The 22,837-nt window shown below is 58.4% G+C and carries 5 protein-coding genes; all 5 read left to right on the top strand.

The window, feature by feature from the left end:
* Positions 1-104 precede the first annotated feature (104 nt).
* The 5 genes from E8M78_RS05930 to E8M78_RS05910 are packed head-to-tail and all read left to right on the top strand — an operon-like array spanning position 105 to position 22,753.
* Complete coding sequence (locus tag E8M78_RS05930; RefSeq protein ID WP_170973336.1) at positions 105-12,560, top strand: non-ribosomal peptide synthetase/type I polyketide synthase; 12,456 nt, start codon at positions 105-107, stop codon at positions 12,558-12,560.
* 32 nt (positions 12,561-12,592) lie between these two features.
* Positions 12,593-19,207: an SDR family NAD(P)-dependent oxidoreductase gene (locus E8M78_RS05925; protein WP_137134192.1), complete on the top strand. Its 6,615-nt coding sequence runs from the start codon at positions 12,593-12,595 to the stop codon at positions 19,205-19,207.
* Positions 19,200-20,333 carry a Gfo/Idh/MocA family oxidoreductase gene (locus tag E8M78_RS05920; protein WP_137134191.1) on the top strand — a complete coding sequence of 378 codons (1,134 nt, stop codon included), beginning with the start codon at positions 19,200-19,202 and terminating at the stop codon, positions 20,331-20,333. The genes E8M78_RS05925 and E8M78_RS05920 overlap by 8 nt, the downstream gene beginning before the upstream one ends.
* Positions 20,317-21,963, top strand: a complete 1,647-nt coding sequence (locus E8M78_RS05915; protein ID WP_170973335.1) for an alpha/beta fold hydrolase — start codon at positions 20,317-20,319, stop codon at positions 21,961-21,963. Before E8M78_RS05920 ends, E8M78_RS05915 begins: the two co-directional genes overlap by 17 nt.
* Positions 21,953-22,753: an alpha/beta fold hydrolase gene (locus tag E8M78_RS05910; protein WP_170973334.1), complete on the top strand. Its 801-nt coding sequence runs from the start codon at positions 21,953-21,955 to the stop codon at positions 22,751-22,753. Before E8M78_RS05915 ends, E8M78_RS05910 begins: the two co-directional genes overlap by 11 nt.
* The last annotated feature ends 84 nt before the right edge of the window (positions 22,754-22,837 follow it).

Below are 22,837 nucleotides of genomic sequence, written 5' to 3'. Positions count from 1 at the left end.
TCGTGTCAAACGATCTGTATTTCATGAGTAAAAAAGTCAAGGTTTTTTACTCTGGTTCCGGGCCACTGCCGGAGCTCTTACAGAATGATAGTTGGAGATTGCCTATGCCATCCGCCCACAGCTCCCAAAGCCAAACGATCGTATCGAGCATAGAGCATTGGGCACGTTTGCGCGGGCAGGATATCGCCCTCGATTATCGCGCACGTGTCGGTGCAAGACCACAGACCCTGAGCTATGAACAACTTTCGGCAACCGTGCGGGGCCTGGCCGCACGGTTACTTGAAATTGCTTCGCCGCATGAGCGAACATTGATCCTCCTGCCATCGGGGCTGGAATACATGGTAGCCCTTCTCGGCAGCATGTATGCTGGCATGATCGGCGTGCCTGTAAACCTGCCGGGAACGGCGCGAGTAGCACGCGTCATCGAAAAGGTCCGGCTTATTGCGGCCGATTGCCGTCCTTCCGTCATCATTACATCGGCTGATATCCTAAGAGATTCCGAGGCAGCGATTCTGGCTTTTGGCGAAGAGATCGGTGCCAAACTCGTTCTTCTCGATGCCCCGCAGCAGGAGTGCGTTTGGCGAGGACCTCTGCCGCTCGGGCAAGATATTGCATTCCTGCAATATACATCCGGCTCCACCGGCGATCCGAAGGGGGTCATCAACGGACACGCGCCGCTGATGCGCAATCTTGGCTTCATCAAAGGTTTGCTTGCACCTCAAGACCGACCGGTCGTGGCAAGCTGGTTGCCGCTTTTTCATGATATGGGCCTGATCATGGGCGTACTGGCACCGCTGGCAGCGGGCGGAAGGGCCGTCATGATGTCACCCGGTTCATTCGTGGTTGATCCGCTCAACTGGCTGGAAGTCGCCGCACAGGAAAGAGCGGGTATGTTGCCCGGGCCTGCCTTTGCTATGGATGCCTGCGTCGAAAAATACGATGCGGTGCGATGCCGCGATCTCGACCTCAGCGCAATCGAAAGCTTCGTTCCTGCGGCAGAGCCGGTATTACCCAGGCAGGTCAAGGCCTTCTACGACACATTTGCTGCTCATGGGTTGCGCTGGGAGGCAATTCGCCCCGCCTATGGCCTGGCGGAAGCAACGCTTCTGGTCACAACATCTTTTGACATGTCCGGCCCCCGTTTTCAGACGGTGGATTGCAACGCATTAGAAGGTGGCAGAGCCGTAGACGTGCCGGAAAACGCGCCTTCAAGCCGAACCTATGTTTCCAACGGTTCGGAGCGCAGCGGTCAGGATGTAAGCATTGTAGATCCGCAGACCCTGGAACCCCTCAACGAGGGCGAAGTTGGCGAAATCTGGGTGGCGGGGGATCATGTTGCATGGGGTTACTGGAACAGGTCGCAAGCAACAGCAGAAACCTTCAAGGCTCGCTCAACTCAATCTATCCGTGTAGAGAGCGAATATCTTAGAACCGGTGATCTCGGTTTTATCCGCGAGGGCCATCTTTATGTCACGGGACGCCTGAAGGATATGATGATCCTCAGGGGTCAGTGCCACTACCCGAACGATCTTGAAGCAAGCCTTGCCGGGGCTCATCCCAACATTGTTGGAGGTGCTGCCGCAGCCTTTTCCATTGCCGGTGAAGACGGCGCGGAGAAGGTCGTGATTGTGCAGGAAGTGCGGCGCAACGATACATTCGATGCGGCTGAGATCACCGCCGTCATTCGGGATGTCATCGGGCGTGAGCATGGGATAGGCCTTCATGACGTGGTGCTGATCCGCAAGGGTACCTTGAAGCGCACGACCAGCGGGAAGGTTCGCCGTTCCGATATGCGCCGCGCCTATCACGACGGCAGCCTTGTACTGGTCGAGGCGATTTCGCAGGCGGACAACAGGCAAGCAGAGGCAGAACCGGCGAAGGATCGCCGTGCTCTGTTTCAGGCCGAAGTTCTGCTGATTGTGCGCAAGGTTCTCGGGCCGGCAGCAGCGCAGGCAATCGATCCAAAGGCGAGCCTTTTCTCGCTCGGCTTTGATTCATTGGCGGCAATGCAGGCGATTGCCGAGCTTGAGCGGCGCCTCAACGTGCGCCTGCCCGAAGGTCTTCTTTTCGAAAAACCGAGCGTGGAAGCTCTGGTCGATTGGTTAATGCGCCGGGAAGATGCACCGAAAACGTCAAGCCTTCGCGACGCGCCGTCCAAAACGCCTGCCGCGGAGCCGCTGGCAATTGTCGGGCTGTCCTGCCTGTTTCCCGGTGGCGACGAAGATTTTGCCGATCCGCAGCGCTTCTGGAAATGGTTGCTGAAAGGAGGGGATGCCGTTCGTCCCCTGAAAGCAGATCGCTTTGCGCCAGAATCGGAGATTCCGGGTTATGGTGCATGCCTGCAGCGCGTGGATGGCTTTGATGCTGCCTTCTTCGGTATCGGTGCGCGAGAGGCAATCAATACCGATCCGCAACAACGCCTGCTGATGGAAGCGACCTGGCATGCGCTGGAGGATGCGGGTATCGTTCCTTCGAAAATTCGTGGTACCGACACGGGCGTCTTCATCGGCATCGGAACAGGTGACTACGGCCACATACCATTTGCGACAGGTGATAGGTCGCACCTTGATCCCTACTATGGAACAGGCACCGCATTTGCGGCCGCCGCCGGAAGGCTCTCCTTTTTCTTTGACTGGCATGGCCCCAGCATGGCCGTCGATACTGCCTGCTCTGCATCGCATGCGGCGGTACACTATGCATGCCAGTCCCTGCGGCTGAACGAATGCGCCATGGCGATAGCAGGCGGCGTCAAGCTTCAGATGCTGCCAGAGATTGACCTCGTTCTGTCGCGCGCGAGCATGTTGGCGCAAGACGGAAAATGCAAAACCTTCGATGCTTCCGCCGATGGATATGTAAGAGGGGAGGGCATCGGCGTCGTGGTGATCAAACGTCTGTCCGATGCGCTGAGGGATGGAGACCCTATCCGGGCAGTTATCCGGGAAAGTGTTCTTGCACAGGATGGAGCGAGCGCGGGTCTTTCGGCTCCCAATGCTCTGGCGCAGCGGCGCATGCTGGAACGCGCCCTGGATCGTGCCGGCTGGAGCGATCAGGATGTCGATTACATCGAGCTGCACGGGACAGGAACCCGGTTGGGCGATCCCATCGAGTATCAGGCATTGCGCGATGTCTTTGCGGGCAGGCCGCAGCACGATCCGCTCTACCTCGGCTCGGTCAAGACCAATATCGGCCATCTGGAAGCCGGAGCAGGCATAGCCGGTCTGATCAAGACGGTGCTGGCGCTCCAGTCGGGCTACTTGCCGCCACACCTGCATCTAAAGGAGGTCAATCCGCAGATCGATCTGGCACAAATTCCCGCCGTTCTCTCAACCTCCGGCATAGCCTGGCCAAAACGGGGTAATCGCCGTCGTGCTGGCGTGACCTCTTTCGGATTTGCCGGAACGATCGGCCATATTCTGCTGGAGCAGGCACCGGACCTCGAAAACGCTGTACTGTCTGCGTCTGCCGCACCCGCTCCGCTGCTGGCTATTTCAGCGCGCAGCCGCGAGGCGCTGGAGGCTTTGCGGGATGATTACATCGCACGGCTTTCCTCCCCCAGTGCCGACGCTACTGCGCTTGCCAATAGTGCGGCATTTCATCGAGAACATTTTCACGAACACCGGATCGCCGTTGCGGCTGAGGACGCGAACGCGCTGTGCGCCGAGTTGAAAAAGGCCGTCGTGTCGAACAGCACAGCACCCTGCGGCGGCGTGGCATTTCTGTTCACGGGTCAGGGCTCGCAATATCCGGGCATGTGCCGTAGCCTTTACGAGAGTGAGCCTGTGTTCCGTGATGCATTTGATGCCGCAGACAAGGCTATATCAGTCCACATTGGCCGCTCTCTTGCCGAGGTTATTTTCAATGGTGATGATGACCATCTGCGCAATACCGAAATTGCACAGCCCGCTATCTTTGCGGTCGAGTACGCGCTCGCGAAGCTGTGGCGAAGCTTCGGCATAGAACCGGATGCGATGATCGGCCATTCCATTGGCGAGTTCGCGGCCTTCGTGCATGGGGGTGCGCTTTCGTTGGAGGATGGCGCCCGGATTGTCGTCTTGCGCGGAAGGCTGATGCAGGGGTTGTCGGAACCCGGCTCCATGCTTGCTGTGCGCCTGCCGGAACAGGATGCGCTGCGCTATGCCAATAACCACGGCCTCTCATTGGCAGCCGTGAACAGTTCTTCAGATGTGGTGCTGGCCGGTCCTACTGATGCAATCGAAAAGGCGGAAGCGGCCCTCAATTCCAGAGGCGTTAGTGCGAGACGGCTGCATGTGTCGCACGCTTTCCATAGCAAGCTGATGACCCCGATACTTGATGCTTTCGAGGTGCTTGCGGCTACGGCACCTGCGCAAAGCTCAAGCATTGATATCATTTCCACCGTTGAAGGAAAGGTGCTCAGTCGCGGGCCAGATGCGCTTTATTGGCGCCAGCACGCAGAACTGACTGTTCGCTACGCTGACGCGTTGCAGGTAGCCATAGCAAGGGGGTGCGACACGTTCATTGAGATTGGGCCACGCCCGGTTCTGACAATGCTGACCCAGCGGGAGGCCCAGAATCTGGGGCTGAAGGGCGGCCTGTTCCTGGCAAGTACGGATCCGGAAGACCGGCTTGGACTGACCATGCGCCGAAGCCTTGCCGCGCTTTATCGGCAGGCAAGACCCTTCCGAATCCATTCGGTGTTCCGTGGGGAACGAGCGCTGCCGACAGAGCTTCCGCTCTATCCTTTCACTCATAAATCCTATTGGCTTGACTATCGATCGGGCAACACGACGACCAGAAGCCTTCCAGCTCCCAATCGTGACGGAGATCAGGCGCTGCCGCTCTACCGGGTCGAATGGAGCAAGGTCACATTGCCCGAACCGGCCCAGGAACGCCCGCCGCTGATCTTCATCGGCGGTACCAGGAACACAGCTTCGCTTCTTTCTCAGGCGGCGCGAGATGCCGGTTTCAATACTGCCCACCTGTCGGTTGACATGGGGGTGGGAGCGATGGACGATCAACAGCAGGCTGTCTATGTGTGGCTTGATGCGCTTGAGTGCGGCAGCGCTCCGAATGACGCTGCCCTCTGGTCTCTGGTGTCCTATTGCAAGGCTTGCCAGCAGGCCCAGCGTAAATCGCGCGTGCTTGTTTTGACGCAGGGAGCGCAAGGCGAGGATGCGACCCTGCATCCCCTGCAAGCCGCCTTCTGGGGCGCTGTGCGGTCGCTGGCTATAGAATGCCCGGATATCAGCCTGCTCCTGGTAGACGTGGCACCTGGCATGCAAGTGACCGAGACCGTGACCGAGATGCTGCCTCGGCTCAATGCGCTCTTTGCTTCGCAGGATATGTTGCGCCAGGATCAAACAGGTTGGTTATCGCCCCGCATCCAGCCTGCCGTTGCAGAGTCAGGCGGTGAAATGCAGGCAGGTTTCGCCAGCGATGGTGTCCATATCGTTTGTGGCGGCACGGGTGCAATCGGCGGCTATATCATGGATTGGCTGGTTGCCTCGGGGGTGCGCCATCTGGTCGTCACCGGCCGTGGGGAGCCTGGTGCACTGGCGCGTGCAGCTTTCGAGCGTCATCGCCTTGCTGGCGTCGATCTTCGTTATGAGCGCGTGGATCTTGCCGATTTCACCGCCATGCGGGCGGTTTTTGACAGGATCGACCGAAGCGGTTTGCCGCTGCGCAGCGTATTTCATTGCGCGGGAGTTGGACTTTTCGACACGCTGGAAACGATTACCGCGGAGACTTTCGGCAAGGTGGTTCAATCCAAGATCCATGGAGCCTGGGTACTGCATGAGTTGACACGCGAACGGACCGATCTGACAACCTTCGCTTTGTTCTCCTCCATTTCCGGCATATGGGGCTCACGCCTGCAAATCCACTACGGTGCGGCCAACGCCTATCAGGATGCGCTGGTGCGCATGCGCCGCGCCCAGGGGCTTCCCGCCCTTGCCATCGCCTGGGGACCGTGGGGAGGGAAGGGCGGTCTTTCCGATCTGGGGGATGATCTTCTCGATCTGCTACGCCGTGCGCGCATCAACAAGTTCGAGCCGTCACGCGGTATTGCAACGCTGGAACGACTGGTCACAAGCTGCGCAGGAAACTGGGTGGCGGTTGATGTCGATTGGTCGGCCTTTGCGCCGCTTTACCGTGCCTTTGGTCGCAGCAATCTATTAGAGCATGTTGCTCCCGCCATCCAAATACAGGAGACAGGTGTTCGTCCTGACTGGAAAGGGCTTTCTGCGCAGGAGCGGGCGGAGATCATTGAGCGCTTCGTGACCGAGCGTTTGCAACACGTGCTGAAAGTGGATGCATCCTCTCTTGGCGGCGACGTCGATCTGATCGGACTGGGCCTCGATTCTATTCTTGTGATGGATTTCGCCCGCATTGTGTCGCGTGATCTTGGCTTCGCCTGCCCGCTAAGAGGTGTTTTCGAGAATGCCACGCCAGCCAAGCTTTCCGCCTATTTGCGCAAGCTTGTGGATGAAACAAGCGAATTGCCGGAGACAGGTCCAGAGACGTGCCTTGTCGCGGACATACAGAACCGGCACGAGCCGTTCCCGCTGACCGACCTGCAATATGCCTACTGGATCGGCCGCGATCCCGAACATGTACTTGGCAACATTGCATGCCACGCCTATCTGGAAACGGAAACCGCATCGCCGCTGGATCTGGAGCGGCTGGAAACGGCCTGGAACCTCTTGGTGAAGCGTCACGACGCGTTGAGGCTCGTTGTTGAGGATACCGGACACCAGCGGATTCTGGCTGACGTGCCACCTTATCGCTTCGCGACCAAGGACCTTTCTGAAGCCGATGAGGATGCGATTGCTTACCATCTGCTTGAGACGCGGGAGGAGATGTCTCATCAGGTCCTCGATCCGGGCACATGGCCCATGTTCGATATTCGCATCTCCCGTCTGCCCGATGGGCGCGACCGGCTGCATATTTCCATTGATATGCTGATCAACGATGCCATGAGCAGCCAGATCATCTGGCAGGAATGGCAACGGCTTTACACTGCGGGAAGCACTGACGCAGCCGGACTGGAGCCTTTCGAAATCAGTTTCCGCGATTGCGTCATGTCACGAGCAGAGCCATCCGAGGCAGCACGAGCGCAATGGGAGCGCGATCGCGCCTACTGGCTCAATCAGTTGGCCGATCTTCCGCCAGCGCCGCAATTACCCCTTGCGCTGGCACCGGAACGTATCACCAAACCGCGCTTCGTTCGGCATCAGGCGGGGCTTGTCGCGACACAGTGGCAAAAATTGCGCGAACGCGCACAAGCGGTGGGCGTTACCCCGGCCAGCCTGCTGATCGGTGTGTTTGGTGAGGTGCTTGCGGCCTGGAGCGATCAGGCGCGATTCTCCCTCAATCTGACGATTTTCGACCGGCTGGCATCGCATCCCGATGTTCCACGCCTTGTCGGTGACTTTACGTGCCTGACTTTGCTCGCACTTGATTGCGCTGAGGCGGATCCAATACGAAAACGATTGCAGGATGTGCAGGGCCGCATGTTCGAGGCGCTTGAACATCGCTCCTACAGCGCCGTCGATGTGATCCGAGAACTCAATCGCGGTCGAACGGATGGCGGTCAGTTTACGGCACCCGTAGTGTTTACCAGCCAGCTTGGCCTTCAAGATCCCACGAAGGGTACATCCTCTAACGAGGTTTTTGGACGCCACATTTATGGCATTACCCAAACGCCACAGGTCTGGCTCGATCACCAGGCAGCTGAACAGGACGGTGCGCTGGTGTTCAACTGGGATGTGGTCGAAGGCCTCTTCCCTTCAGGCATGATCGAGGACATGTTCCTGGCCTATCAGACGCTTCTCCAGAAACTCGCCGATGACCCAACGTTCTGGGAGCTGCCGGTAGGCGATCTGCGACCCGAGCCACAAAAGGTGGTGCGGCTTCAGGTAAATGCCACTGAACGGGAATTGCCGTTACGCCTTCTCGATGAGCTTTTCTTTGATACGGCAGAACGACTACCCGATGCGACCGCGCTAATCACTCCCGACAGAAGCTGGACCTATGCGGCGCTCAAGGACTGGTCCTTGCGGCTGGCCCGTAGTCTAAATGAGGCTGGCCTGAAACGGGGTGAACGCGTTGTCGTTGCGATGGAGAAAGGGCCGGAACAGGCAGCAGCCTGCCTTGCAATTCTCTCCCAGGGCGGCGTCTATGTGCCGATAGATCCCGCCATGCCATCGCCACGATTTGCAAGAATTGCAGCCTCAAGCGAGGTCCGCATCATGCTGATACAGGCACGGCTTGCTGGTCGTGTGCCAGAATTTTCAGGCAAAATACTGCTGGCGGATGAGCTCGAACAGGCTGACCGGAAACCGATATCACCTTTGCCGGGTCGCACGCTGAACGATCATGCCTATGTGATCTATACATCCGGATCCACGGGCCAACCCAAGGGCGTGCTGATCGACCATCGGGGAGCCTGCAATACAGTACTCGACATCAATGCACGGTTTGAGGTGACGCAGGACGACCGTGTGTTCGGCTTCTCGGCACTCGGCTTTGATCTATCCGTCTATGATCTCTTCGGCAGCTTTGCCGCAGGTGCCGCCCTGGTGCTGCCAGATGCGCAGGGTACTCACGATTCGCAGCACTGGGCAGAACTGGTGCAAGAACAAGAGGTTACTATCTGGAATTCGGTCCCGGCAGTTTGCGATCTGCTGTTGGGCGAGGCGTCGCGAAAGCTTTCAAGCCTGCGTCTGGTGCTACTTTCCGGTGACTGGATACCCCTTAAACTTCCCGAACAACTGCGCAAGCGTGTGCCGCAAGCGCGCCTGATCGCCATGGGAGGCGCAACGGAAGCATCGATCTGGTCCAACTGGTTCGATGTGAAGGCGGTCGATCCCGCATGGCGGTCCATTCCTTACGGCTATCCGCTTTCGAACCAGTTCTATCGGGTTCTGGACAGCCGGTTGCGAGATCGGCCGGACTGGGTAATCGGGGATCTGCATATCGGCGGAACAGGTCTGGCGATTGGCTATGAGAACGATCCGGAAAAAACGGGTGCCGCCTTCATTCACCATCCGGAGGGAGAACGGCTATACCGGACGGGCGATATGGCCCGCTATTGGCCGGATGGCACGATAGAATTCCTGGGCAGGCGCGACACGCAGGTAAAAATTGCCGGGCACCGTATCGAACTCGGCGAAATTGAAGCTGCACTGACAGCGCATCCCTCAGTGCGGGAGGCGGTTGTCGGAGTTATCGGATCGGATGAAGCCGGGCGCCGACTCATGGGATGGCTGCTTCTGGACAATGCTGATGAGGCATTTCACGATCTTGAGACAGCTGCTCCGGAAGAGGCTGACAGAATTGCCGCAAGCCTGAAGGAAAGCGCCGAGAGACTGATTTCGCCCATCGTGCCGAGGGTTGATGTCAGCGACTTTGCTGCATGGCAGCAGGATCTGGCCGGCGCATGCGCTGCTGCTTTCTTCCATGCGGCAGGACTGTTTGACCAAGGCGCTGCCAGCCTTTCCCTGACTGAGATTGTCGAGCAGCTTGCCCTGCATAAGGATTATCATGGCCTCCTGTCGCGCTGGCTCGGATTGTTGGAGCAGAACGGAGTCAGCCACGAAAACGGTCGGTGGAGCGGCGCGATAAAGTCAACCTCATGGCAGGCTTTGAAGGCGCGCGGCCTGTCGCTTGGCATATCGGAAGATCTTGTCGGGAAGCTGGAGGAGATTACACCGCGATTGCTCGACGTCATACGCGGCGAAACCGATCCGCTGGAGGTATTCTATGACCGCCGCGGGCTTCTCAGCCCTGAGAAACTGGCGCGTCAGCATCCTTCGGCTCTTGCCACGCATCAGGCCATTGGCCGCACGATCCGGGCTATGGCGGATGCTGCTGGACGCAAGCTCAACATCCTGGAAATCGGGGCAAGGAGCGGCACTGCTACCCGCGATTGGCTGGCGATGCTGGATGCCGATGTGGCAAGTGTCACTATCTCGGACCCTTCACAGCTACTGCTGGAGGAGGCGCGCGTCGATGGGCTGGATCATCCTCACATCACCTGGCAGGTGCTGGACCCCTCGGTAGAGCCGCCGCCAGCCCTTGAACACCGGTTTGATGTCGTTGTTGCGTTCAACGCTCTGCATCGCGGTCAGGACATTGATCTTCTGCTCTCGAATTGCCGACAAATGCTGGCACCTGCCGGCCATCTCATCGCTGTGGAACTCACGTCGAATGGTCCGATGATCGATGTTACGGCTGCATTGATCGAACGCGGGTTCGGCGCTCTCGTTGACCTCAGAAGCCAACGGCGCCAACCGCTGTTAAGCGGCGCGGAATGGTGCAAAAGGCTTGAGGCTGCGGGTTTCTTGTCAGCCCGCGATATCGATCCGGGAATGAACGGTGATCTCAAGGTTCTCATTGCGCGCAACCGTGCGACAATAGCCAAATTTCAGCCAGAGCAAGTGTCGCAGTATCTGGAAGGCATGGTGCCGGGCTATATGGTGCCGCGCCAGTTCATGCCGCTCAAGAACCTGCCGCTTTCGTCCAACGGCAAGGTGGACCGCAAGCGCCTGCCGCTTCCCAGCCCGGACAAAAAGGCAGACACCGGCCCGGTTCTGCTTGCCACGCAGACAGAGCGGGCTCTGGCCGAGATCTGGTCAGACCTGCTTGGAAGCCAGGATATGGGCCGCGATACGCATTTCTTTGCAGCAGGTGGTGACAGTCTGATTGCGGTTCGGATGGCGGAGCGTATCCGCTCGGTGTTCGGTTGCAAGGTGGCGCTGCGCGAGATCTTCTCCCTGCAAGTCCTCAAGGCGCTGGCCGCCCACATCGATACGATTGCCGACAGGAGCACCACAGCTGAAACCGCTGCGATGGCGGTCAGTCTGCCTGACCAGTTCAAGCCATTCCCGATGACCGACGTACAGCAGGCCTACTTCATCGGCCGCCAGCCTCTGTTTCCACTTGGAGGCGTTTCCACGCATCTGTTTGCGGAAATCGATGTGACGGAGCATTCTGTCGAAGCCTTGAACTGGGCCTGGAACAAGCTGGTTCAACGCCATGGCATGCTGCGCGCCGTAATCGAAAGCGATGGTACTCAACGCATTCTCGCTGAAGTCCCGGCGTTTTCCTTCATGACCTCCGATATCTCGGATGGCAATGAGCAGGCGCTGGACATGTGGTTGACGCGCCAGCGCCGTGACATGAGCCACCGCGTTTATGATACGGGGCAATGGCCACTGTTCGATATCAGGGCAGCGCGGCTTCCAGGCAGCGTGCGTTTGCTGATCAGCCTTGATAATCTGATCTGCGATGGTCGCAGCATGGTCATGCTGCTTTCGGAATGGGCAGCACTTGCTCGTGACCGGAACGCGGTGCTGCCTGCACTGGAACTGTCTTTCCGCGATGTGGTGCTACATTGGCAGGAGCAGGAAAACACACCGGCCTTTGCCACCAGCCTCGAATACTGGCTTGAACGGCTGGCGGATCTGCCGTCTGGCCCGAACCTGCCATTGGCCAATTCGCCTGAAACACTCACTCCCCCGCGCTTTTGCCGCCTGGAGGCAAGGCTGGAGGGCGATCAATGGGAACGCTTCAAGGCGCGGGCGGCGCAAAAGGGGCTTTCGGCAAATGCTGCCCTGTTGGCAGCCTATGCCGCAAGTCTGAGGCAGGCGGGCGGCGGCGACTTCTTCAGCCTCAATCTCACGCTTTTCAGGCGCGAGGACATTCATCCGCAGATCGATCTCCTGGTCGGCGATTTCACTTCTCTTCTGCTTGTGCCTTTCGATGCGCGAACGTCCGGCAGCTTCAGGGAAGTGGCGCAAGCACTGCAGCACCGGCTGATGTCTGATCTTGAGCATGCCCAGGTTTCTGCCGTGCGGGTCATGCGCGAAGCGGCGCGGCGTGGAGGCAATGCACAGGCTCTGGCCGTGCCGGTGGTGTTCACCAGCGGTGTCGGCGTCGATAACACCGCCTCCGATGGCACCACCACAGACTGGTTGGGTCGCTTTACCGGCGGGATTACCCAGACACCCCAAGTCTGGATCGACCATCAGGTGGTCGAGCGCAATGGAGAACTGGTCTTCAACTGGGATTATGTCGAGGGACTATTCGACGCGCATTGGATCAATGGTGTCTTTGCACTCTACAGCGAAATGCTTGAACGCCTTTCAGCCGAGGATATTGCTTGGGAAGAACTGCTGCCCCCGGTCAGTGGTAGACAAGCGGTGGCGCCTGCCGTCGGGTTGCAGACAGGGCTTGCGGCATCCACCAAAGCCGAAGGGGAGGGCGATCCTGCGCTTGAAAAGCTGATCGCGCAGCTGCTGGGGGCCGAACCGGGCCTTGGTCAGCTGGACCCAGAGCGCAATTTCTTCGAGCTCGGCGCGACGTCACTGACCTTGATCAGGTTGCACCAAAAGTTGCGGCAGGCGCTGGAACGAGATTTCCCGGTGGTTGCCCTGTTCTCCCACGCAAGCATTCGTGCGCTCGCTGGATACCTCTCTCCCACGCCCTCCCAACAATCCGATGAGGGTAGCCCCGCGATGCGGCAACGACGGGCCGCACGCGATTTGAATGCGCAGAGGCGTCGCCCTGACGCTCGCTAAACCACATGCTTTTGACTGAATTGGACAGGACGATGCGTTCCTTCGACAATGGTTTGTTTGCTGAAATCTACAGCGACTTGCAGCCCATCGCGATCATCGGGGCAGGTTGCCGTTTCATGGGGGCAAGCGACCCCTTCACCTTCTGGCGGCGGATTGCCGACGGCGAGGTGCTAGCACGTCGGGTGACGGCCGACGATCTGGCGCGAGAGGGGCTTGATCCTGCACTGTTGGCACGTCCGGACTTCGTTCCCGTCGCCAGCATTTTGGAAGATGCACAGCGTTTCGATGCGGAATGGTTCGGTTATTCTCCTGCCGAGGCTGCAACCATTGACCCGCAGCAGCGGTTGTTTCTGACTTGCGCCTGGGAAGCGTTGGAAATGGCGGGACCTGCGGGTACTCATTCCGGTCAGAGAGTGGGCGTGTTCGGTGCCTCGCGCATGAGCACGCATTATTTGGCTAGCCGTGAGAATGTCTTGCAGGCCGGCCTTTCACGGACATTTCAGCGCCTGATCGGCAATGACAAGGACTATCTGGCAACGCGCGTTGCTTACAAGATGGGACTGACAGGACCGGCGCTTACAGTACAGACCGCGTGCTCCAGCTCGCTTGTGGCGGTGCATATGGCCTGCGAGCAATTGCGAAGCGGCGAATGCGACATGGCACTCGCTGGCGGCGCGGCACTGACTTTTCCTATGGCCGCCGGTTATTTCCATCAACCGGGCATGATCTTTTCGCCTGATGGTCATTGCCGCCCCTTCGACGCCGCCGCCGCAGGAACCTTCATTGGCAATGGGGTTGCTGTTGTCCTGCTGAAACCACTGCAGCGGGCGCTGGAGGATGGAGACGGCGTCCTGGCCGTCATTCGCGGATCAGCTGTTAACAATGATGGAACCGGCAAGGCGGGTTTCACTGCGCCATCTTTTATCGGACAAAAAGCAGTCATAGCAGAAGCGCTGGCGCTTTCCGATGTTTGCGCCAACAGGATCGGCTTCATTGAGACACATGGAACTGCAACTCCGCTTGGCGATCCGATTGAGGTCCAGGCACTGGCCGAGGCTTTCCGCTCATCCGGCAGCGAACGGACACAACCCTGCGCGCTTGGTTCACTCAAGGCAAACACCGGCCATCTTGATACGGCAGCCGGCGTCGCCAGTCTTTTGAAGGCAGCATTTGTGGTCAAGACCGGCCTCATTCCGCCTTGCACCAACTTCCAGTCGCCCAATCCGGCGCTCGAACTGGCTTCGACGCCGTTTACCGTACCACTGGCCTTGGGTCGCTGGGATAGTGACGAGCGTATTGCAGGTGTTAGTTCCTTCGGCATCGGCGGTACCAATTGCCATGTGATTGTTGAGGCCTTGCCGCCGAGGCTGCGTACGCCTGTGGCGGAAAAAAAGGGGCCTGTGCGGGTTAGTCTGTCGGCTCGTGATCCCGATTCTCTGCGCGCCCTGGCGCTTGTGCATGCCGACGCTCTGCTCGATGGTCAGTTCGACGATGAACTTGAATCCTATGCCGCTACGCTCGATCATCATCGAACTGTCATGCCCCATCGTATCGATATCGTGGGGGCTGATGCCGCGGTACTGGCACGCCAGCTGCATGAATTCGTAGATCAGGGCAAAGTAACCGGTCCTGATCTGCCACTCCCAGAAACAAGTCCGCCAAGGCGAAAGGCATTTGCGCCGGTATGCGTCCTGCAAGGTCCCGTTCAGACAGAGGACAAGGCACCCACCGATCGATGGCAAATGCTGAAACGCTACATGCACGAGGCCACCGTCACGCGTGCCGCCGAGCATGACTGGACACCCATCGCAGCGGAAGCCGCCGCTTCTGCGGCGCTCCACGCAATTTACACCGCGCATGCATTTCATAGACTGGGGCTTTTCACCGAGACCTCTCCGCTTTCGCTTGATCAGGTCATGTCGCGTGGCGCGATACTCCCGACTTACCGCCAGCTAACGCAAAGGCTGCTTCGCGACCTCGTCAACGAGGGAGCGCTGGAGCAGGTGGGAGATGCTTTTGCCCAACTGGTTGTAAGGCCGCTGGAGGATACCCATCCCATTCTCGCAGACATGGCAGCGCGCGGATATCAGCGGCTAACCAACATGGCAGCGCGCGTAGGACCGAAATTGGCAGACATGCTGAAGGGTGAAGTCGATCCGGTGTCAATTGTCTTTCCGTCTGCCGAAACGGACGATGCGGAAGAGATGTATGAGCGTCAGCGAGATTCGATTTTCCTGAACAGCCTGGCGCGTGAGGCCGTTCAGGCCTTCGTTGATGGCCTTCCGGCGGAGCGACCAATCCGCGTTTTCGAAATCGGTGCGGGAACCGGCGGAACTACCAGTTCCATTCTGCCAATCCTTCCGGCCCATCGCACGACCTACATGTTTACCGATGTTGGACCGCTTTTTCTAAGTCGGGCAAAGCTGAAGTTCTCGAACTATCCTTTCCTGCGCTACGCGACCTTCGACATAGAGCGCGAGCCAGCTGAACAAGGGCATCACGAGGGCGAGTACGATCTGGTCATCGCAGCCAATGTGTTACACAATGGACGTGATCTCAAACGCGTTCTGGCTCGTGCCAGACGGCTGCTTGCTCCCGGCGGCTTGCTGGTCCTGCGAGAAATTTCTGCGCCAAAACCGCTTTTCGATTTTATCTTCGGGCCGCTGGTGCCGGTACTTTCCGATATCACGGAGCGTGGTGGTGAACTCTTTCCTCCGCTGGCGATCTGGGGCGAGTTTCTGACGCAAAGCGGCTTTTCCAATTGGACCGCCTATCCCACTGCTGATCAACTACCGGCAAAGATAGGAGAAAACATCATCCTTGCGCTGAATGGTGAAGCGCCGGAATCTGAGATCGTTTCTCCATCGATAACGGCTCAACTGATCGATACGACGACGCTTTGTGGCCTGGTTGAGGCGCTGGCTGCGCGCTCTGGTCGCGGCTTCTGGCGGCACGAGGGTGTCATCCTGCGGCCACGGCCTCTGTTGGGTGCCACCCATTGGTCATTCGAGCGGGGCGGGCTTGCTCTCAAGGAAAGCATAGATTCAAAGCCGCCACTGATCAGTATCGTGCAGATGGTGCAGCGCGTGCAGCCGATGCCGCTTCTTCTCGAACAAGGCGAAATACAGGAGTTCTCAGGCCTCAGCGATCTGCTGAAGCAAGTATTCGCACTCCCCGCGGACGCCTCCTACTTCACCGCTTCGGCCATCAGTGGCACGCAAGACCTGCCACTTCGGGGGAAATGGACAGCCCGAAAATGCGACAACGGTGGATACGATATCCTTGTCGTGGATCCAGAAGAGTGGCCAATCCTGTGGATCGAGAACCTGCGACAGATCGATGCCGCAGAACCACGACCGCTTCTGTACCGCTGGACATGGGAGCACGGCGCACGCCCGCATCAGAAGAGACGCATCGACCATGTGCTCGCCCCGAAGCGCGCGGACGGTTCGGCGCCATGCACAGGTTCCGCAACGTTGGGGGACTGGCAAGTGCCGCCATCGATCGGCGCCGGCGACGTTCTGGCGCTAGACCTGCGTTTTGCGCAGGTCCATGACCCGGCGCACCTGTATGCCTATGTGCTGCAGACACTTAACGATGCAAGGAAAACGGGGGCAGCGGTCGATATCATAACGCTGGGTGCTCTTGCCGCCACGCCTTGGGATCAACCACACTTCGGCATCAATGCAGGCTTGCAGGGCCTTGTTCGCGTTGCAAAACGGGAGCATCCAGAGTTTGACCTGCGATGGATCGATGTTGATCAGCCCAACGCGATCACTGAACTGCCGCTGGCGGCGGCGGACGAAAACATCCTTGCGATGCGCCGTGGCCGCATTTTCGTTCCGCGCCTACAGCCGGTGGAAGCAGCGCCGCAATCGATGGTCAAACCCGAGTCCGGCCTCTGCATCATCACGGGTGGGCTTTCTCCCGTGGCGTTGAAGACAGCGGAATGGTTGGCACAGGAAAGTGCCAAAGAGATCTGGCTTGTTGCACGACGAAAGCCAACGGCTATCGAACAGACACGGCTTGCTGCATTGGAAGCCAAAGGCGTGCAGCTAACGCTGTGGGACGATGTGGATCTGTGCGAGCGTCCAGCTCTGGAGCGGGTCCTGCAGACAGCGGTGAATAGTGGCCGGGCCATCTCGTTCATCTTCCATTTCGCCGGCCATCTGGAGGATACGCCTCTGGCAACAACGGATTCGGCACTGTTGCAGCGAGTTTTTGCGCCGAAGGTTATGGCCGCGCAAACCCTTGTGGATTGGCTGGATCGCCTCAAGCCCGGCAGGCTAGTCTTCGCGTCCTCGGCAGCAACCGTGTTCGGGCAGCATGGGCAGATAGCGCATGCAACAGCCAATGCAATTCTTGAGGGGTTGGCTGAACAAGCTCGCTCTGCCGGTTGGCCGGTACAGGCCCTGGCCTGGGGATACTGGGATGACGGCCGCGCAGAACGGAGCGATCTGGCCCGTCTGTTTGCCGATCAAGGCATGCTGGGACTAAGGGAGGAGGAAGCTGTTGAGCTGCTGCGGCAGGCACAGTTTCTACCAGATGCAGTTCTGATGCCCGCCAAGATAGATTGGCTCAAGCTTTCCAGTGCCGGAGAGAAAGTTCCACCGTCTCTGGCGGTTTGTACGCCGCAGCTGCGTACCCCCATCCTGCAAAGCAAGGCCGAGGGCGGTGAGAAAGCCTGGCTGCGCCGCACGTTGGCTCAACTTCTGGCGATTGAAGAGACAAACATTGCGGCAGATGCTGATCTTCTTCAACTGGGTCTGGACTCGCTGATGATGCTGGAGCTGACACAGGCCATCAAAGCGCAGTTCGCTATCGATGTTCCTGCCGATACATTGCGCCAGAACGGCAGTCTGCAAATGCTAGTCGACTATCTCACAAGGGCGAGGGGGGATCACGCCACCGCCGATATCGATGTGGCGACGAGCATTCGAAACCTTCTGGCTGAGTTGCTGTCTCTTTCGCCGCAGCAGATTTTGCCGGACCGTAAGCTGCTGGAACTCGGTCTCGATTCTCTGCTGTTTCTCGATCTGCGTGAGCGTATCGCGACAGAGTTCGATATTCGCCTTTCTGGTGAAACTGTCGTTTCGTTGGATACGGTCGATGCCCTGATTGCAGCCATTCGCTCGCAGCTTGGTCAGGCAGAAACATCCATCAACCCTGTACGTCGGGCCTTGGTGGAAGCGGCTGGCAGACAATCCGGACTCTTGCTGGACAATGGGGATCTGCGCCCGCGTACCTTAACACACGGTCAGAGAGTACCGCTATCGCCCCTGCAACGCAGTTGGTGGCGCGGGCGTGAGAAGGGCAGGCCGCTGGGAGGAACCGCCCGTCATCTTTATGTCGAGTATGACAAGACCCTGGCGGATTTTGACCTCCCTGCATTTGAAAGCGCATGGAACCAGTTTGTGAAACGGCATGCGGCACTGCGCATAATCGTGGGCGCTGATGGCCGCGCGCAGATACATTCCGATGTTCCGACAAGCAGCATTGAGCGCGACGATTATCGCACAACTGGCCGCGAGGAAGTGGATCGTCGGCTTTTGGCAACACGTGAGCGCATGAGCCACCAAATGTTTGACCTGTCTTGCTGGCCACACTTTGAATGGCGTGCTTCGCTTTTGCCTGAAGGGCGTCTGCGCCTGCACTTCGATATCGATACGACCCTTATCGATATTGAGAGCTTCCAGGTGATGCTGCGTGAGATCGGTCGCCAGATGCTTCAGCCGGAGCGTGCTTTGCCCGAGCTTTCATTTTCAGGTGCGGACTACATGCGCTCCATCGAACTATTGGACGCCACGCAAGCAGCCGCGCGTGACCGCACCAAATGGCAGGAAGAGGGGCGCAAACTACCGGGGCCGCCGAACCTGCCATTGCTGCGACGTCCAGAAACGCTGCCGCAGCTTGGGCTTGCGATTACCCGTCAGGCACTGTGCCGGGATGTGTGGTTAAGAGCGCGTGATCTTGCCGCACGGGATGGTCTCTCCGGCACGGTGCTTGTGCTTTCGGCCTTTGCCGCTGCGCTGGTGCCGCATCTGGGTGGCAAATCGCGGTTCGCATTGCAACTGGCCTATAGCGATCGCAAGCCGGTTCATGCCGAGGCAATGAATATTGTCTGCGAGGCAACGGCAATCATGCCCGTTTCCTTCGATTTTTCGGAGGATCCAACCTTCATGCAGGTCATGATGCGAACGGCTGAGGTAATCCGCGAGGCACTATCGCTTGAACTTGCAAACGGGCTTTGGGCGCTACCCGCACGACTACCGCCCGATTTCGCCGATATTCCACATCTCGCGCTGCCCGTCGTGTTCACGTCGCTTTTGGGTGTCCGCCAAAGTTATGCGCTTCCGGAAACCGCAGATCCAATTCTGGGCATGCCAAACTATGAGTATGCCGCCCAACCTCAGACAGCCCTGCATTTTCAGGTGCTTGAAGAAGAGCGGGAACTTCTTTTCAACCTTGATGAGATAGAGGGCCTATTTCCCGCCGGGCTTGGTGCTTCAATCATGGCGACCTTCTCGGAAATCCTGCAGGGCGCCGCTGACGACTGGGCTCGACCCGTTTCCGGTTGGTCAGTCATTCCGGAAGTAGAAGGTGCTACAATCGGACTTAGCCAATGGCTGGAGACGCTTCATGGCTGACCACATCCAGAATGTCGTCGTCGTTGGCACCTGCTTTGGCGAACATTATCTTGCAGCGCTGGCCAAAGCGTCGCACGCCTACCGCTTGCGCGGTATCCTGGCGCGCGGCAGCCAACGCTCCCAATCGCTTGCTGCTCATTTTGGCGTACCGTTGTACCATCGCGTGGAAGATCTGCCGGAGGGGAAGGTCGATCTGGCCTGCGTGGTTGTGCGAACTACCCTTTTTGGAGGGGAGGGCAGCAAGCTTGCAGCGGCATTGATCAACCGCGGCATTCATGTCGTACAGGAACATCCGGTTCATCCGGGAGAGGTGGCATCCCTTCGCCGCCGCGCAGCGGAACAGGGGGTGCGCTATCATGTAAATTCGTTCTACCCCCATCTGCCTGCTGTGCGGCATGCCATTGACTATGCGGCGGCTGCCAGGCGCAATGGACCCGCAGCATTTGCGCAGATGACGACAAGTCCCCAGCTTCTCTACTCCACCCTGGATATTCTGGGACGCGCAATCGGCGGCCTTGAAGCGTTTCGCTGCGAGAAGTCTTTCTCGGCCGATGAAATGCCCTTCCATAGCTTTCAGGGCATGGCGGCAGGGATTCCCTTCAACCTTCTATTGCAATCCTACCTCGATCCTTCCGATCCGGATCACCATTCCCTGGTGATGCACAGCATGGCGATTGGCTGGCCGGAAGGCGTGATCAATCTTGTGAACAGTTTTGGTCCGGCAATCTGGACCCATTCACTTTACGCACCGGATTACCGCAAGGACGGCCTTGAAAGCTCCTATTTGCTGGCTCCCGAAGCCTTTGCGAAAAGCCGCTACTTTATACAGCCCAGCGCGCAGGTTTTCGGCTCCCCACGCGGTGCACCCTTTTGGGAAGTGGTTCATGAACAATTTCCCGGCGCCATTCTCAGAGCCCTGGACGAACTCAACCAAGCGATAGCGGCACCCGATAGCGTGCCTTGGCAGACAGATACCTATCTCACAGATTTGGGTCAGGCTTGGGTAAGTGTCCTGCGGCTAGCGGGAGCCGTTCGAGAAAAGTCGTTACCAGCACCCCCGCCACCCCAACCAGACCCCGTTGAATTTGCTAAAGAAAGAAGAGATGTCGATGAATGCATCGATTGAGCGCAACCGTAGCGCCTACGTCACGCTGGCGGATGCCTTTTCCAAGATTGGTATCGACCAGCAGGCGGCGTTCCTGAACTGGGGCTATGCGCCTGTCGCGGGCATGCCGGACGAGGCCTTGGATCCGGCGTCTGATACGGGTTCCAATGCACCTTTCGAGCGGTTGGTTTCAGAACTGATCGGTCCTTTGAGGTTCGACGGGCAAAGGTTTGCCGACATCGGATGCGGTCGTGGCGGTGCACTTGAATTCATCGCCCGTCATCATCGGCCGCTCTCCTTCACTGGCATCGACCTCAGCACTGACAATATTACCGCTGCTCGGAAACTTCTGGGCGAAAGGCGCGTGCGTTTGCAGATTGCTGATGCCTGCAACTTGCCACTTGGCGACAAAAGTCAGGATGTGATCTTCAACCTGGAATCGTCCGGAGCCTATCCGGACATGGGGGCTTTTCTCGGCCATGTCTATCGTACACTCGCACCCGGTGGTGTGTTTCTGCACGGTGATCTTTGGCCAAGACAAATGGTGGCCCCCTTCCGGCAGATCATGGAGGACATGGGCTTCGTGTGCGAAAGCTTCCGTGACGTCACCATTCAGGTCTGCCATGCGCGTGAACGCATGCCGCCCAGCCTGGTCGATCGTCTGGCATTGCAGCCGGACATGGGAGAGTTGAGAGACTATTTCGCGGCCCCCGGTTCGGCCATGTGGAATTGCCTCGATCAAGGCGAAATCGTGTATTTGCTGACCCGGTGGCGAAAGACCGGCAATGGCACGTCCAAACCTGACCTGACCCGATTGAACACGCGCAGCCGCGATATCGAAGCCTGCCTCGTTTCAGGGCGCGATCTGACGGAAAGACGCGCAAAATGGTTTCCCTTTGGCGCCCCCAGACGCACCGCCCAGGTCAATATTCTCGCCTTTCCGCATGCGGTGGCAGGAGCATCTGCATTCAAGGGTTGGCGTCCTGCCTTCCCGCAAAACTGGCAGTTCTCTCCTGTTCAATTGCCCGGCCGGGAAAGCCGCATCGGCGAACCACCCTTCACGTCTCTTGCCGACGCGGTGGAAGACATTTTGCCACTCGTTGTTCCCTATCTGGATCGTCCACTGGTGCTTGCCGGCTGGAGCCTTGGCAGCAAGCTTGCCTTCGAGTTTGCCCACCGCATTGAAAAGGAGCGCCATGGTGTGCCGCAGCTGGTGGTCACGGGCGCGTGCCCCGGTCCTCATGAAAAGCTGCCAGACATTGCCAGCTTTTTCGGTGGCAATGATATTGAGACAAGGCTTCGGATTTTGGGTGGCACACCGCAATCCGTACTTAACAACATGGAAATGCTCGGCACTCTCAAATCCGCAATGGAAGGCGATATCGCCATGGCGGCTGGTTATTGCAGTGAGGCGGTCATTGGCGCGCCCATTCTTGCAATTTCCACCAGCGAGGACGAACTCGTTTCGCAGGAAGCGGTCGAATCCTGGCGGACGCGCACCTCGGCGGGGTTCGACCATGTGAGACTTGAGGGTGGGCATTTTCTAGCACGCGATGACGGCGAAAAGGTTGCTGTCACCGTCAGAGACGCGATTGAGAGGCGGCTCGATATCACAGCCACAGCTATTGGGAGGGGTTACAATGCGGCATAGGCCTTTGTCTTCGCCATGGTTGCCCTTTGGTGTACCAGGTAATTCGGGCGCTCAAACCTGCCTTGTTCTCTTTCATCACGCAGGGGGAGGGGCAACCTTCTTCCGCGGTTGGCCTGACCATGAATTGCTCAAGGGCGTCGATGTCTACCGGATGGAGATGCCAGGCCGTGGAAGCCGCTTTCGGGATCCGCCTTGCTCAAATTTCACTGACTTGCTGATCGAACTTGCTCCGGTCCTGACAGACCTGGCAGATCGCTATGCTGATGTCGTTTTGTTCGGGCACAGCCTGGGCTCGCTTCTCGCGTTCGAGGCAGCACTTCATCTGCAGGAAATCAAACGCCAACCTCAAGCCCTGATTGTCTCGGCGCGTCGCGCGCCGCATCTGCCCACGCCTCAACCATGGCGCCACCGGATGACGGATCGGGCCCTGACGGAGGAACTGCGCCGCCTTGGAGGCACACAGGAGGAAGTGCTTGCCAATGAGGAACTCCTGCAACTTTTCCTGCCTATGATCCGCACCGATTTCCAGTTGACGGAATCCTATCGTCCCTGCAGGCCAACAAAAATTCTCAGCCCTGTCCTTGCCTTGCGCGGCAAGGCCGACGCTGAGGTGTCCGAGGCTGACATAGAGGCTTGGGAAGAAATTGCCGCTGATCGCTTTGAATGCAGAAGCTACGACGGCGATCACTTCTATCTCAGTGAACCAACCAATCTGCACCAATTGCTGAATGATCTGACCCGTTTCCGCACTGGTCTGTGCCTGCCGTTTCCGGCGGGGGGCCCGATTTAAAAATGACCCCGATCGAGGTGGTTGTAGTCCCGATCAAGGTAGCGATGTGCTGCCGGGGCAGTTAAGGTCGGATGCGACGCAGGA

Origin of the sequence: Rhizobium sp. FKY42 (assembly GCF_005222835.1) — a bacterium.
In the GTDB taxonomy this organism is placed as follows: domain Bacteria; phylum Pseudomonadota; class Alphaproteobacteria; order Rhizobiales; family Rhizobiaceae; genus Neorhizobium.
This window is presented reverse-complemented; position numbering and strand designations above follow the sequence as displayed.